At 55.6% G+C, this 14674-nt stretch carries 12 protein-coding genes and 1 tRNA gene; 8 read left to right on the top strand and 5 right to left on the bottom strand.

Annotated features, from left to right (window positions below; genetic code table 11):
- Positions 1 to 3: 3 nt before the first annotated feature.
- Genes VMW85_04830 through VMW85_04820 form a run of 3 tightly spaced genes read right to left on the bottom strand, consistent with a single transcriptional unit; the run spans position 4 to position 2034 of the window.
- The gene (locus VMW85_04830) at positions 4 to 792 is read right to left on the bottom strand and encodes a DNA glycosylase (protein ID HUT27351.1); all 789 of its coding nucleotides are present in this window, start codon (positions 790 to 792) and stop codon (positions 4 to 6) included.
- Positions 789 to 1607 (bottom strand): class I SAM-dependent methyltransferase, encoded by an 819-nt coding sequence (locus VMW85_04825; GenBank protein HUT27350.1) that lies wholly within the window; start codon positions 1605 to 1607, stop codon positions 789 to 791. The genes VMW85_04830 and VMW85_04825 overlap by 4 nt, the downstream gene beginning before the upstream one ends.
- Positions 1552 to 2034, bottom strand: coding sequence for an adenosine-specific kinase (locus VMW85_04820; protein HUT27349.1), 483 nt, complete (start codon positions 2032 to 2034; stop codon positions 1552 to 1554). Before VMW85_04820 ends, VMW85_04825 begins: the two co-directional genes overlap by 56 nt.
- An 88-nt stretch (positions 2035 to 2122) precedes the next feature.
- Here VMW85_04820 and VMW85_04815 point away from each other — a divergent pair, with 88 nt between their 5' ends.
- Both VMW85_04815 and VMW85_04810 read left to right on the top strand, forming a co-directional pair.
- The gene (locus VMW85_04815; protein ID HUT27348.1) at positions 2123 to 2947 is read left to right on the top strand and encodes a TIM barrel protein; all 825 of its coding nucleotides are present in this window, start codon (positions 2123 to 2125) and stop codon (positions 2945 to 2947) included.
- Positions 2948 to 2984: 37 nt separating this feature from the next.
- On the top strand, positions 2985 to 3968 hold the full coding sequence (locus VMW85_04810; protein ID HUT27347.1) for a zinc ribbon domain-containing protein: 984 nt from the start codon (positions 2985 to 2987) through the stop codon (positions 3966 to 3968).
- Here the strand turns inward: VMW85_04810 and VMW85_04805 are convergent, their stop codons facing one another.
- Positions 3969 to 4976 (bottom strand): DUF835 domain-containing protein, encoded by a 1008-nt coding sequence (locus tag VMW85_04805; protein HUT27346.1) that lies wholly within the window; start codon positions 4974 to 4976, stop codon positions 3969 to 3971.
- 99 nt (positions 4977 to 5075) lie between these two features.
- On the opposite strand from VMW85_04805, the gene VMW85_04800 reads away from it, so the two are divergent.
- A tRNA-Thr gene (locus tag VMW85_04800) sits at positions 5076 to 5172 on the top strand.
- Position 5173: 1 nt separating this feature from the next.
- On the opposite strand, the gene thiC is transcribed toward VMW85_04800, so the two are convergent.
- Positions 5174 to 6451, bottom strand: coding sequence for a phosphomethylpyrimidine synthase ThiC (gene thiC / locus VMW85_04795; GenBank protein ID HUT27345.1), 1278 nt, complete (start codon positions 6449 to 6451; stop codon positions 5174 to 5176).
- 252 nt (positions 6452 to 6703) lie between these two features.
- On the opposite strand from thiC, the gene gyrB reads away from it, so the two are divergent.
- The 5 genes from gyrB to VMW85_04770 all read left to right on the top strand — a co-directional run.
- Entirely contained in the window at positions 6704 to 8599 is a 1896-nt protein-coding gene (gene gyrB, locus VMW85_04790) for a DNA topoisomerase (ATP-hydrolyzing) subunit B (GenBank protein ID HUT27344.1), read from the top strand.
- Between the two features lie 10 nt (positions 8600 to 8609).
- Positions 8610 to 11225, top strand: a complete 2616-nt coding sequence (gyrA, locus tag VMW85_04785) for a DNA gyrase subunit A (GenBank protein ID HUT27343.1) — start codon at positions 8610 to 8612, stop codon at positions 11223 to 11225.
- Between the two features lie 93 nt (positions 11226 to 11318).
- Positions 11319 to 12029, top strand: a complete 711-nt coding sequence (locus VMW85_04780) for an ATPase domain-containing protein (GenBank protein HUT27342.1) — start codon at positions 11319 to 11321, stop codon at positions 12027 to 12029.
- Positions 12030 to 12063: 34 nt separating this feature from the next.
- Positions 12064 to 13305 (top strand): hypothetical protein, encoded by a 1242-nt coding sequence (locus VMW85_04775; GenBank protein ID HUT27341.1) that lies wholly within the window; start codon positions 12064 to 12066, stop codon positions 13303 to 13305.
- Positions 13306 to 13619: 314 nt separating this feature from the next.
- Positions 13620 to 14674: hypothetical protein (locus VMW85_04770; GenBank protein HUT27340.1), on the top strand; the 1055-nt coding region annotated here is incomplete at its 3' end.

The following is a 14674-nucleotide window of genomic DNA, read 5'->3' as shown; positions in this document are numbered from 1 at the left end:
TCATCATCTGCCGAAAGCGTAGAAGATGTACTCCTGGGCGTATCCTGCCCAGTGACCGAATCTTTCTCTGGCGAAGGCGCTCACCTTGCGATAGTTCCCCTCCGCTCCGTACAATTGCGCCATCGCCTTCTTGATCCTGACGTCCACTGGAAACGCCTCTAGATGGTCCAGACAGAAAAGGGCTACACAATCAGCCACCTTGTTCCCTATCCCAGGAAGGGTGACGAGCTCCCTCACGCAGTCGGTGTATTCCATGTCCATAAGGGCAGAGAGATCGACCTTCTCTCGATGGACCAAGCGAGCGAGCTCGATGAAGCGGTCAGTTCGATACCCCAATCTACAGTCGGCCGCCCGACGGCATCGGTCAAGGAGCTGCTCCGGAGAGGGGAAGGCATACGATCCGTCGTCCATTTCCGTGCCGAAGGTTCGGCACACCCGTTCGATCATACCCTGTATCCGTGGGATGTTGGCGTTGGTGGCCAGCGCGTATGAGGCCACGCATTCCCATGGGTCCTGGCGTATCAACCGCAATCCCCGGAACCTGGCAAAATAATCGACCAACACCGGATCGAAGGACAGTTCACGATATACCTTCTCCAGTTCGTCGTCTGCTCGGAAATATCGGTCGAACCAGGCCTGGTCCATGCCCGAGATCACCTCTGCTCCATCGGCCTTCTGGCGCAACGTTGCCTCGTGCCCATCGACCACTCCCTTCCACAGGCCTCCCTCCTTTCTCCAACGGAACACCTGGCCGCAGCCAAGGGTATGGTCCAGGTTAAGCAGTAAGCTCATGGGGACCGCTTGGCCACGAAGACCATGATGTCGCTGTTCCGGGTGAACGGGTTGAAGTGCCAATCACCGAACGTATCCACGACCTCCAGTCCGCAGGACTCCATGAGATCGATCGCCTCCTGATAGGACAAGTAGCGGAGGGTGAAACGGGCGGTCACTCGACGTAGCTGTCCGTCCTGCCGCGAAATGTCGATGAAGTAGTGCACCGTACTGCGATTCCGCGGTTGATCAAAGGTCTGCGCTTCGAACTTCGAAACGATCTCCCCGTTCACCAATGTCTTTGTACCGCGATGCCTCACCAGCTCCTCTGGCCGGTCCAGGCGGGGGTTGAACAGGCTCATGATGAAACGCCCATCATCCTCCAGGTGTTCAGCGACATTGTGCAAGGCCGATTCCTGTCCTTCTCTCTCCAGCAGGTGCAGGAAGGCGTTGAAGGGCACCAAGACCATGTGGTACCGGCGAGGGCACTGGAAGGTGCGCATGTCCGCATGGTGCACCATCACTCTGCATTGGGTGCTTTCGTCCAGATGTTCCAGCTTCGCCGTCAGGCGGTCCAGCATGCTATGGCTGCGATCGAAGCCCCAGATCTCAAAACCGTCCTCGGCCAGAGGGATCAGTGTGCGACCGGTGCCGCACATGCACTCCAATATCGGGCCACCGACGTTCTCCGCCATCTGCCTGTAGAAATCCAGATCCTCGGTGATGTCCTCGTACCAGATGTCGTAGTACTTTCCTAGCGACTCATACAGGTCTGGTTCCTCATAACTTGTATCCGATCTTGCGCAGGAAACCTCTTCTCTTTTGGACGTCCTCATCGTTCTCCACCCCCTTGGGCGTCTGCCCGTCAATGACCCCGATGATGCCCCGGCCAAGAGAGCTCTCCGCCACTACAAGCTCCAGCTCGTTGGCCGTGGCGCAAAATATGTTGCACACCTCTGGGACCTCCTTGATGTGTCTCAGTACGTTGATCGGATATGCCTCCCTCATCACGATGAAGAAGGTGTGTCCGGCTCCTACCTTCAAAGCGTTGCGCATCGCACAATCCCTTAGCTCTTCGTCGTTTCCCTCCACCCTTACCAATCGGTCGCCGGAGGCCTCGCAGAAGGCCAGGCCGAATTTCAACTGGGGCATGGAACCGACCATCGCCTCGTATAGGTCCTCGGCGGTCTTGATGAAATGGGACTGGCCGACGATGATATTACAATCGATTGGCTTATCCACCGACACGCTGTATTGCTTCATACGATCCCCACTGTTTACAATCCTCGGACAGATATTTAATATTGTATGGCAAAGCAAATTGTTTACTCATAGGAGCCAATTTGGGGTCATGATCCGCATCGGCCAGGCGGGCTATCCCGAAGGAACGCGCTCCCCAGCCGAAGGCGTCCGCCTGGTACATCAGGCAGGGTTGAACGCCCTGGAACTGCAGTTCGTGCGGAACGTACTTTACAATCCGGAGAAGGCCGCCGAGGCCCGAAGGACCGCCAGGGATCTGGACGTGCTTTTGAGCGTTCACGCCCCCTATTATATCAATTTCAACTCCGCCTCCGTTTCCACCCGGGATAAGAGCGAGGAATGGACGTTGAGAGCCATGAGGGGGGCTGAAGCATATGGGGCATGGATGGTGGTAGTACACGCCGCAGTTTACGGTGATAATGGAGTGGAGGCGACCACCTCCCGGGTCATCTCTTCGTTGAAACGTATCAGGAAGAAGGCCGACGACGAATCGCTGCCGGCCGTCATAGGGTTGGAGACCATGGGCCGCCGAGCCGCATGGGGCACATTGGCCGAGATATCCACTGTCGTCGGACAGTTGGAGGGGGTCCTCCCCGTTCTGGACTTCGCCCATCTTCAGGCCAGGGGGCCCGAGGTGTTGAGCACGGAACGTTTGGAGAAGATCTTCCAGGAGGTATCCACAGTGGAGCGCCTCCACTGCCATATCAGCGGAATAGAGTATACCGATGCCGGAGAGAGAAGGCACCTGCGGTTGGGGGAGGGGTTGGACCATCGCATGGTCCTGCGCTCACTATGGAACAGTGGTCTCGAAGCCACTGTGATATGCGAATCCACTAGTCCTCAGGAGGATGCCCAGTTGATGCGTGCATACCTCGATGGAATGGTCGGAGAGAATTTAACAAGCAGATTGAAATAATCTTAAATCAATCTGCCTCCCCGGTCCAGGTGGGTTCATGCCAGACAAGCGGGAGACGGCCAAAGAGGAAGAGGTTTTTGAGTTCGACTGCCCCGAGTGTGGCGTCCACGTGGTGGGTGAGGCCGATAAATGCCCAAGCTGTGGCACGGAATTCGTGATCGAAGAGGTGCCGATGCTGGATTGTCCCTCCTGCGGGGGATCGGTCCCAATAGAGTCCTCGGTCTGCCCGGAGTGCGGAAGCGCTTTGGTGGACGAGGGGGAGGACCAGCTAAGGCAGGAATTCCCTCTTCTTGTGGCCGGGGTCAAACCGATGCTCATGATTTCAAACGACTTTGACGTGAATGTGGCCGAAGGCCGCCGTCTCATCGACAAAGCGATACGCGCTGGAAAGCAAAGGGACCTGGCCACCGCAGTGAAGATGGTCAAGGAGGCGCATTCTTCCATCAAAGGGGCACTGGAGAGCAGGATGGACCACGACCAACGCCATCTGGAACGTCTGGCCGAGGTAACGGCTAAATCCGGTAACGATCCCGGCGAGATAAATGAGGCCATCGCGTCGGCGCAGAAACTGCGTTCTGAGGGAGACACGGAAGGCGCACTTCAGGCCGGGGCCAAGGGCCGCAAGGCCGCTGAAAGACTTAGCGGTAAATACCTGGAAGCGCACGACATGACGGAATCGCTTTCGAAGCTGGTGGAGGTGTGCGACCGTTTTTACTTGGACGTGAGGGAAGCCCGGCGCATGCTGCGTGAGGCGCAAGACGCTGGGGAGCACGGCGACTGGAGCATGATGGGAATATTGGCGCGAAAAGGGCGGGAGCAATTGCTCAAAGGACTGCCCGAGGCCACCAAGGCAGAGATGAGGAAAGCGAAGAACCAATTGCTGGACGCCAAGGCCGAGGGTAAGGACGTGCGTACCTTGGTGAAAGTGCTCAAGGACGCGGGTGTGGCCATGAGCCGGGAGAGGCACGACCAGGCGCTATTGCATCTCTCCGATTTCAAGATCGAGCTGAAACGACTCTGATCATCTCTCCCGTACCAGGCGCATCTCGCGTTCCAGGATGGAACGTTCCTGCTGACTCAGGCTGGCCGGGTCTATGGATAGAAGGAAGAGCGCCGTATGCTCGCTTATCCGGTCCACCAGGGATCGAATGAAGCGCACAGCGCCCTCGAACGAATTGCTACTGATAAGATATTGAAGGTCATCGATGAGGATGATGCACTTCTCCTTTCGAGCCATGAACTCTTCCAGCACTACGACGATCTTTTCCAAGGACGGCGGTATGGTCCGTTCGACCTCCGATTCATGGTCCGTGAGCCATATCAGCTCAGCCTCGATCTCGTTATAGGAACGGCGCAGCATGCGCGGATTGGTCCTCGAAATGGCCAGGCCAGCGTATCCCTTTGCCAGGTAGGCGACGAATATGCCATGGGAGAAGTCCCGGCTCTGCTCCTCGACCAGAAAGCTCTCTCCCTCGTCCAGGTCCAGTTCCACGTCCTTGAGCCCCCGTTTCCCCGAAAGTTCTAGTGACTTCTCCCGGTGGTACTTAATGATGGCCTGCTTCAGCTCCAGGATGCTAGCTCCCTCGTCAAAACCTCCGCCCGACGCATCTGACCACAGGTTGTCGTGGTAGAAATGCATGATGAAATCGGTGAGGTCCGGTGCCCGGTCCTGGCGATAGTCGTCAATGAGGGCAGCGAGGGCCTGCTCGTCGGTCACCTTTATCAGGCTAATGGCAGTGTCCGGGAAGATCGAATCGCCCAGGGTGAACTCGGCAGCCCTCTCCCCTCGATACATCATCTCCACGCTGTTGTTGCCGGCCGGCTTAAAGGAATAGAGCGCCACTGTTGGCAGCCCCTGGTCAAAGACCAGCACTCCATTTGAAACGTCTCCTTCCAGGGTCAGCGTGGTTCTGAGGTAGCCCGTAAAAATATCTTTCTTGATGGTATCCAGAATGTCCCGCAGGGAAGCTTGTCCTCCCTTCCTCTCTTCCCCCTTCTCTCCCGACGGGAGACGTAGCTCCGATATCAATTGATCCCCAAATACGAAACGTGGTGCCAGATAATATAATTGTCTAATCGGTGGAAACAACAAATTTTAAATGGGCGTAGCTATTGATGCTGCCTCAAGGCCACTGTAGCTCAGCGGTAGCCCCTGACCGGGGCCGCTATAGAGCGGCAGTTTCGTAAACTGCAGGCCGGGGGTTCAATACCCTCCAGTGGCTCCACTCACTTTTCCAGATACTTTTGGACCATGCGTATGGCGCATACGTCGCCGCACATGGAACATCCTTCATCCTCGGCGGTCACGCCCCGCTTGCGGAACTCGCGCGCTTTCTGTGGGTCGAGAGACTCACGGAACATGGCCTCCCAGTCCAGCTTCTTGCGTGCCTTGGCCATCCTGTCGTCCCTGTCCACACCCCGTCCGCGAGCCAGATCGGCGGCGTGGGCAGCGATCTTGCTGGCCATGACCCCCTCTTTAACGTCATCAACCGTTGGCAAGGACAGATGTTCGGCCGGTGTCACATAGCAAAGGAAATCCGCCCCATGATAGGCGGCCAGGGCGCCACCGATGGCACCGACTATATGATCGTAACCCGGGGCGATGTCGGTCACGAGCGGCCCCAGTACGTAGAAGGGCGCGTTATCACAAAGGCGCTTCTCCAGTTGTACATTGGCCTCTATCTGTGACAATGGCACATGCCCAGGCCCTTCCACCATGCTCTGAACGCCAGCTTCGCGGCACCGTTTTACCAGCTCACCGAGGATGATAAGTTCCTGTACTTGGGCCCGGTCCGTGGCATCGGCCACGCATCCTGGGCGCAGACCATCCCCCAGGCTGATGGCGAACTCGTACTTCTGCGCCATCTCCAGGAGGTAGTCGAAATTTTCGTAAAGCGGGTTTTCCCGTTGATTATGCAGTATCCAGGCTGTGAGGAAAGCCCCGCCACGGGAGACCACGTCCGTCAGGCGCCCGGAGTTGTGCAGACGTGACACCGACTCACGGGTGATGCCGCAATGCACGGTCATGAAATCCACTCCGTCCTTGGCGTGTTTTTCGATGCCGCTGAACATGTCGTCCTCCTTCATGTCCACTACCGCACTGCGGCGGGCGGCGCGCAAACCCTCCTGATAGATAGGCACCGTACCCACTGGTACCCGTACCTCTTTCAAGATGGCGCGGCGGATGGCGTCCACGTCCCCTCCGGTGCTGAGGTCCATGATGGTGTCAGCACCATATCGAACGGCAACGCGGGCCTTCTCAAGCTCTATTCCCATATCCGGCTGGTCACGGGACGTGCCAACATTTGCGTTGATCTTGACGGTCAGCCCCTCGCCGATCACGCAGGGCTCCGGTGAATGGATGGGGTTGCATGGCATGACCGCCCGACCGCAAGCCAACATACGTCTTATCCATTCAGGGTCCACACCTTCGGACACGGCCGCCTTCTCGATCTCTTCGGAGGGTCCGGCCCTCGCCCGGGACATGATGCTCATCGTCGCCATCAACCTCTTTTCTCCATTTATTGCTTACCTCTCAGAACCGGGGAGATATGAAGGTTTCCTCGGCACGAACGTCTCTCTTGGGAGTAAAAAACTGGTCTTAAAAACCACTCTCTTACTTATATAGCCAGATGGCAGTGGCAGGGTATTAATATATGTATGCTGATGACCTAGTCATCGGATGGGATGCGGTCGACCGTAAAGGCTCGACCCCGAGAACGGATCACATTCATCATTGTTCAGAGGGGATTCATAATGGAGGACGCGAGTTATAACGCCGAGAGCATACAGGTTCTTGAAGGCCTGCAGGCCGTGCGAAAGCGGCCGGGAATGTACATCGGGAGCACCGATACCAGAGGTCTGCACCACATTGTTTATGAGGTGGTCGACAACAGCATCGACGAGGTCATGGGTGGTTTCTGCAATCATATCGATATCGCAATAAACCAGGACGGAAGCGTCACCGTGTCCGACAACGGGCGCGGGATCCCAACGGGACTGGTGCCCAAGTATGAGAGGCCAGCGGTAGAGATAGTTCTCACTGTATTGCACGCGGGTGGAAAGTTCGATCGCAAGAGCTACAAGGTCTCCGGCGGTCTGCACGGGGTCGGTCTTTCAGTGGTCAATGCGCTCTCCGAGTGGTTGGAGGTGCACGTCCACCGCGAAAACAAGGAGTTTTTCCTGAGATGCGAGCGCGGTATTGTGACCGTCCCATTGAAAGAGATCGGTCCGGCCGAAGGCAGCGGCACTACAGTGACCTTCATGCCCGATAGCGAGATATTCGAGACCATCCAGTTCGAATACGACACTCTGGCTGAGAAGTTCAAGGACCTGGCATATCTCAATAAGACCGCTACCATCACATTTAAGGAAGTGAATTCCGGAAAACAGGACCACTTCCATTTTGAGGGCGGCATCGTGGAGTTCGTGGAGGACCTCAACCGTAACAAGACGAAACTGCATGAAAAGCCCATATATCTCTCCTCGGAGAAGGACAGCATTATCGTCGAATTTGCCATGCAATATACGGATGGTTATGCGGAGAACATATACTCCTTCGTGAACAACATCAACACCGCCGAAGGCGGTACCCACATGGTCGGTCTACGCTCCGCTCTGACGAGAGCTATGAACGATTACGCAAAAACGAATAATTTCCTCAAGGGAGGGATGGAGTCGCTCAGCGGTGATGATGTGAGGGAGGGGATGACCGCTATCCTTAGCATCAAGATCCCCGAACCTCAGTTCGAGGGGCAGACCAAGACCAAACTGGGCAATAGCGAGGTGAAAGGGATCGTCGATAGCTTGGTATTCGAGAAGCTGGTCGAATTCCTTCTAGAGAACCCCAAGGTGGCCTCGGTGTGCATAGAGAGGGCCATACTGGCGGCGCAGGCTCGCGAGGCCGCCCGCAAGGCCAGGGACCTCACCCGACGCAAGGGGGTTCTGGAAAGCGCCGCCCTGCCCGGCAAGCTAGCGGATTGCAGCGAGAGGGACCCATCCAAGTCGGAGATATACATCGTCGAGGGGAACAGCGCTGGGGGAAGCGCGAAGATGGGCCGCAACCGCGAGTTCCAGGCCATACTTCCATTGAGGGGAAAGATCCTCAACGTGGAGAAGGCCCGCATGGACAAGATCCTCAAGAACCAAGAGGTGCGGAACCTGATCACCGCCCTCGGAGCGAACATAGGCACGGACTGCGACGCTACTAAAGCCCGCTACCACCGGGTCATCATCATGACCGATGCCGATGTGGACGGAGCGCACATCAGGACGCTCCTCCTCACTCTCTTCTACCGCTACATGCGTCCTTTGGTCGATTCAGGTTTCATCTACATCGCGCAACCGCCTCTATTCAAGGTGAGCAGGGGCAATAAGGAGGTCTACGTCTACGACGACGAAGCTCTGGCTGTGGTCATGGAACAGATGGGCAGGAACGTGGGACTGCAGAGATACAAGGGTCTTGGGGAAATGAACCCCAAGCAGCTCTGGGAGACCACCATGGACCCGGAGACGAGAACGCTCAAGAGAGTGACCGTCGAGGACGCCATGAAGGCCGATGAGATGTTCACCGTGCTCATGGGGGACGAGGTCGAACCGCGCCGGGAGTTCATCATGTCGCACGCCGACGAAGTGGTGAATCTAGACATCTGAGGTGAGAAAAATGACGGAAGACAACTCTAACCAGCAGGCCCCGGATCAGAGCGCGGGGGATGTCAAGGTCCCTGACGCCGGCACGCACAAGGTCGTTCCCCAGTCCATAGAGGGGGAGATGAAGAAGTCCTACATCGACTACGCCATGAGCGTCATCGTTTCTCGGGCGCTACCGGACGTCAGGGACGGACTGAAACCGGTTCACAGACGCATTTTATACTCGATGTACGACATGTCGCTCAATCACAACAAGGCGCACAAGAAAAGCGCCAGGGTAGTGGGTGAGTGTTTGGGTAAATATCACCCACATGGCGATACTGCCGTTTACGATTCGTTGGTACGAATGGCCCAGGACTTTTCCCTAAGATATACACTGGTCGATGGCCAGGGTAACTTCGGTTCCGTGGACGGGGACGAGGCGGCGGCCATGAGGTACACAGAATGCCGCATGCAGGAGAGAGCCGAGGACATGCTGGCCGACCTGGGCAAGGAGACGGTCGAATGGGGGGACAACTTCGACAATTCGTTGAAGGAACCTCTGGTCCTGCCTTCTAAACTGCCGAACCTGCTGATCAACGGCTCTGCCGGTATAGCCGTGGGCATGGCCACCAATATGCCGCCGCACAACCTATCGGAGGTAGCTGACGCCCTGATCTATCTGGTTGATAACCCCGAGGCTGAGATAATGGACCTCATGCAGTTCATCAAAGGTCCAGATTTTCCCACTGGTGGTACCATCTACGGCCTCAATGGGATCATCGAGGCCTACCAGACCGGGCGCGGTAAACTGAAGGTACGGGCGAAAGCTCGCTTCGAGGAACTGGAGCACCGCAAGCGCATCATCGTCGACGAGATACCATACCAGGTCAACAAGTCCAAACTCATAGAGAACATCGCCGAACTGGTCAAGGACAAGAGGATCGAAGGCATCACCGACCTGCGGGACGAATCGGATCGCGATGGTATGCGCATAGTCATTGAACTGCGCAAGGACGTCATGGAAGAGGTTGTGCTCAATCAGCTGTTCAGTCACACTCAGATGGAGCAGACCTTCGGGGTCATAAATCTGGCATTGGTGGACAATCAACCCAGGGTGCTCACTCTAAAGGAGGAGATGCAGTATTTCATCAAGCACCGGCACGAAGTGATCGTTCGCCGTACACAATATGACCTGGCACAGGCCAGAAAGCGTGACCATATATTACAAGGGCTTGTAAAGGCCATCAGCGATCTGGACGACACGCTGCGCATCATCAGATCGGCCAATAGTCCTGAGGAGGCCCGCAACGGTCTCATAGCACGGTTCGAGCTGGACGAGGAGCAGGCCAAAGCCATCCTGGACATGAGGTTACAGAAACTGACCGGTCTGGAGTTGGAGTCCATCAAGGCCGAGTTCCTGGAGATAGAGAAGCTCATCCGCGACCTGGAGGACATACTCGCCAACGAGCCACGAATTCTCAACATCATAAAGGCCGAGACACTGGAGATGAAACAGAAGTACGGCAACGAGAGGCGAACCGAGATCGTCGCCCATGCCCTGGACATGGACATCGAAGACCTTATTCCCAACGAGGAGATGGTGCTCATGACCACCCAGGACGGTTACATAAAACGCATGCCGCTGGACACCTACAGACAGCAGCGTCGCGGGGGTGTCGGCCTAATGGGCATGGAAACAAAGGAGGAGGACGTGGTGACGGACCTCTTCGTCTGTATGGCCCACAACATGGTGCTGTTCTTCACCAACATGGGTAAGATGTACTCGCTCAAGGCCTGGCACGTGCCCGTTGGCAGCCGTCAATCCAAAGGGAAGCCCATTGTGAACCTTCTGCCGAAATTGGAGGATGGAGAGAAGATCATGGCCACCCGTGCGGTGACGAACATGGGCGGCGACCATTACCTGGTGTTCGCCACTCGCCGTGGTATCATCAAGAAGACACCGCTGAAAGCCTATGCGAACATCCGCTCCCGCGGTCTCATCGCTGTAGGACTGGAGGAGGGCGATCATCTGGTGGAAGTGAAGATCACCGACGGGATGAAGGAGATCATCCTGGCCACCAGGAAAGGGCTTGCCGGGCGCTTCGATGAGAGTCAGGTCCGGCCAATGGGCCGCCCGGCGCACGGCGTCATCGGTATCCGTCCGGAAGAGGGCGACGAGGTGGTCAGCATGGCCATAGTGACCTCGGAGTCCCGACTCCTCACCGTCACCGAGAACGGCTACGGTAAGATATCGGTGGTGGGCAAGAAGGACGCTGATGACGAGCGGGACACCTACCGTAAGACGCACCGTGGCAGCAAGGGAGTTATCACCATCCGCACCGAAGGTCGCAATGGCGACGTCGTTTCGGTCCTGGAGGTCGAAGAGGATGATGAGCTCATACTTGCGACCGTCAACGGAATGGTCCAACGTATCCGCGTCGCCGACATCAGGGTCATGGGTCGTAACACTCAAGGTGTCACGATCATGGACCTGCGGGACGGGGACAAGATCATCGCCCTAGCCCGGTTGGCCGGACGGAAAGAGGAACTAGCCGTCCAGGAGGCCGAATTACATGGTGATTCTTTGTTATCCGTCTCTGAGGAGGAGCCGGAGCAGGAAGAGCTACCCAGGGAAGAGGAGGATTAGCCCAGGCGAACTACTTTATCCTCCTAACGAAATACCATTCAAATCCCGTTGCCATTACAGCAGTCATGCTGTGGTCGGTCACAGGGTACGGCGGTGAAGCGTTTGTTACGCGATTCAATACCCGGTTTAGAAAAAGTATTTCGCACTGACATCGAGGCACCCAAGGTGGTGCTGGTCACGGGCCCCCCGGGCTCCATGAAGACCTCTTTCTGCTACTCGGTCATCTCATCTTATCTGGTGAGTTCCGGGGAATATGGTCTCTATGTCACCCTCGAGGAGACCGCCGACAGCCACCTGCGCAACATGCGCAGCCTGAACATCGATATCAACGAGAATTTGGAGATATCCGATTTCACCGACCTGAGGGAACTGGATGATATCGTGGAAGTGGATGCTCCCACCGATTATATGGAGTTCATAATTCAAATGATCAGTTATAACAAGAAGAAGCATGGTGACCAGTTCACCATGTTCGCCCTGGACTCACTGGGGGCATTATATTCCCTCATGGAGGACGTGAAGGGCATCCGGAAGAAGATGTTCTACTTCTTCAAGACCCTCCGGGACTACAACCTCACCTGTTTCATTGTCATGGAGCGGAATCCTGGATCCCCTTCCGAGCTGTTAGGGGACGAAGGTTTTCTGGTGGATGGCATCATCGAGCTTGGGCTGGACCGTACCCGGGGGAAGTTAGTCCGTTTCATGAGGGTGGAGAAGATGCGAGCGTGTGAGCACAGTATGGAGCGCCATACCCTGGAAGTAGGGGAAAAGGGCCTAACCATCCTAGGGCCAACACTGGCATGATCATGTTAGACAGTTCACAGAGGTGGTAAGAGAAATGGCCGAAGAGCAGATTCCTATATGGCAAGTTATAGAGGAGTTCAAAGAGAAAATAAAGGTCCAGGAGGCTGACATAAAGATTCGAAAGGAGAAACTGGGGGATTGGGAAGCCTCTCTGCACTCCAAGGAGGATCAGCTGGACCAGTTGCAGCAAACGCAGGAGGCCAAGGAATTGGAGCTGAACGAACGGGATGCCGAACTGGTGCCCCGTGAGAAGGAAGCTACCCGCCTGGAAGGGGAGTTGGGCGCGCTGAACGCTGAGCTGCGTACCCGCGAGGAGGAACTGCACACCAACCGGGTGAACCTGGAACGCAGGGATCGCGAGGTGCTGCAACAGGAGGAACAAGTACGCCAGCTGTTCCAACAGGCTAGCGACCACGAGGCTAACCTTAGGGAGGTAACCAAGAAGATATCCGCCATGGAAGAGGCTATGCATGAGGAGGTCAACCATGTCAAACAGGGCTTGGAGGCGGTCAACGCCCGACGCGAGGAGATGCTGGCCAAGATCAACGTCATGGAGGAGCAGGCCGACGCCTTGGCCACTGGAAAAAGGGTGACCATGGAGGAACAGAAGCGCCTGGTTGATTGGGAGCGTTCGTTGACAGAGCGAGAGGAGGCGCTGACCATCAGGGAGGCGGCGATAACGAGGCGGGCAGGCGTCAGCGTACCGGTCGTAAGCGAAGGGTTCGAAGGCGGAGAGGCAGAGGAGAAAGTATCCCAATCCTTGGTCAAAAAGGTGGAGGATGTGTCGGAACCGATCATTCCTTCGGTGGAACCACCAGAACCGGTCCCTACGCCTGAGCCAGAGGAACCCGCTCCATCAGCCGAAGAGGAGGTAATCGAGGAATTGCCCGAGGACGCTCCCAAAGCTGAGCCAGAGGAACCCGCTCCCGCGGAAGCCCCCGAGGAAAATATCTCCGTTCCGTCAGAGGCCGCTCAAACCAAGGACGAGCCCCTTCCGGAGATCAAATGCCCCGGTTGCGACACCATAAACGACGGCGCGGCCACCAAATGCTACGCATGCGGTCAAGCTCTGGATGCGAATTCCATCAGGGCATTCGAGGAAAAGAGAGAGGTCGGGCGTCGTACCGAGGAAGAACGGAAGGAGAATGAGCAGAAGGATGAGGAGGCCAAAAAGATCAAGGTCGAAAAACCCCAAAAAGAGGGGCCATCACCCGAACCTCCTGCAGTGGAGCCAAAAAAATCTGTTTCCATTAGAAAGATAATCAAGCGGAGATGACCCTCTCCGCACCAATTTTTTTTATATTAGCCAGTCTGCTTACTGAATTAGCATTCTTGTAAACATATTTATTTATAATCAAAACAATCTATTTTACCTGGCGTTTATCCAGCGTCATTCCTATAGGTGGGATAATGAAACTGAGTGTCGGGGCTTCAAAGTTATTGAGCTTGATCATCGTTTGGTGCATGATAAGTTCATCCTTGGTAGGTTTGCTAGTAATTATGATTCCCGGGGCGGGACAGGCATTAGGGCCATCCTACCCAGGTGGGGATGTTTTTATAGGTGAAGATTTCGAGGATGATACTTTAGTCGTGAGTGATTACATCGTTACTGGTGATATGACGATCAGGGCCGGTGGGGTCGTGATCGTTGAAGGCGGCACACTCACATTCAAATCCTGGGGGAGCGACGCTAATCAATTGATCATCGAGGATGGCGGTCAATTGATACTACGCAATGCTGAGCTCAGGGCCGAAGAGGACCTGGGCGAGGCGATATTCGCTCTTGGGGTCCTTGTTCGGAACGGCGGATTCCTGATAGCTGAAAACTCCGTTCTGGACTTCAACGGGAAGATATTGGTGGATGACGCGACTTTCATCGCCGATGATACCACCATCATCGGCCCTCTATTCGCCGCGATGTCTAGCCAGATCGAGCTTTACGATTCTGCGATGATAGGAATACCGGCGACCCCCGAATTTGCCGAATTTACCTATCCCTATCCATTCGCCACATCCTATAACCATACCACCGAAGTGGACTACCTGTTCGAGCGCAATCCCGACACCGCGCAGACTGTGGTCCCGGTGGGACAGAACGCAATGGACCTGACATTGAACGATTCTAAGAACGTGACACTGTTGGCTGGAGAAGAATTTACAGTTTCCGGCTTCGACATTGGAGGGCTGATCTTCAATGAAGGCGAGGCTCAGAGCGTGATATTGAAGGCACAGTATAAGACCGCTAGCGATTATGTTGCGGTGGCCGGTACCTTCGATTATTACGAGTACCTGATGTCACCAACCTCAGCGTCTGGAATGGCGATTCTACCTACATATGCTGATTATGACCACAGCATCAACAACGAGGTGACCGTTTCAGAGGACCTATCATCTTTGGACCTGTCATCTTTGGACCTGTCGGTCCTATCCGTTTATCTGAACAATGGGGCTGGTCAGAGCATCTATATCGACAGGGTATGGGTCGAGGTCGTCCTAAGAATCCCTGCATATAACAATATCACCATGGCGGGGACCAGTGAATTCACTGCGGTTAACTCCGAGCTTGGGGTGAACTATGATGTTTATTCATCGGTCAATTACAGAAAACTGGTAGTGATGGACGCTGCCCAAGCGAATTTGTATGG

This window comes from Methanomassiliicoccales archaeon, assembly GCA_035527755.1.
In the GTDB taxonomy this organism is placed as follows: Archaea; Thermoplasmatota; Thermoplasmata; order Methanomassiliicoccales; family UBA472; genus UBA472.
The sequence above is the reverse complement of the archived record's forward strand: the minus strand, read 5'-3'. Positions and strand labels throughout refer to the sequence as shown.

Bases quoted from the DNA above. Each gene is read 5' to 3' on its own strand.
- VMW85_04830 (HUT27351.1), bottom strand. From the start codon at position 792: ATGAGCTTACTGCTTAACCTGGACCATACCCTTGGCTGCGGCCAGGTG.
- VMW85_04825 (HUT27350.1), bottom strand. From the start codon at position 1,607: ATGAGGACGTCCAAAAGAGAAGAGGTTTCCTGCGCAAGATCGGATACA.
- VMW85_04820 (HUT27349.1), bottom strand. From the start codon at position 2,034: ATGAAGCAATACAGCGTGTCGGTGGATAAGCCAATCGATTGTAATATC.
- VMW85_04815 (HUT27348.1), top strand. From the start codon at position 2,123: ATGATCCGCATCGGCCAGGCGGGCTATCCCGAAGGAACGCGCTCCCCA.
- VMW85_04810 (HUT27347.1), top strand. From the start codon at position 2,985: ATGCCAGACAAGCGGGAGACGGCCAAAGAGGAAGAGGTTTTTGAGTTC.
- thiC (HUT27345.1), bottom strand. From the start codon at position 6,451: ATGGCGACGATGAGCATCATGTCCCGGGCGAGGGCCGGACCCTCCGAA.
- gyrB (HUT27344.1), top strand. From the start codon at position 6,704: ATGGAGGACGCGAGTTATAACGCCGAGAGCATACAGGTTCTTGAAGGC.
- gyrA (HUT27343.1), top strand. From the start codon at position 8,610: ATGACGGAAGACAACTCTAACCAGCAGGCCCCGGATCAGAGCGCGGGG.
- VMW85_04775 (HUT27341.1), top strand. From the start codon at position 12,064: ATGGCCGAAGAGCAGATTCCTATATGGCAAGTTATAGAGGAGTTCAAA.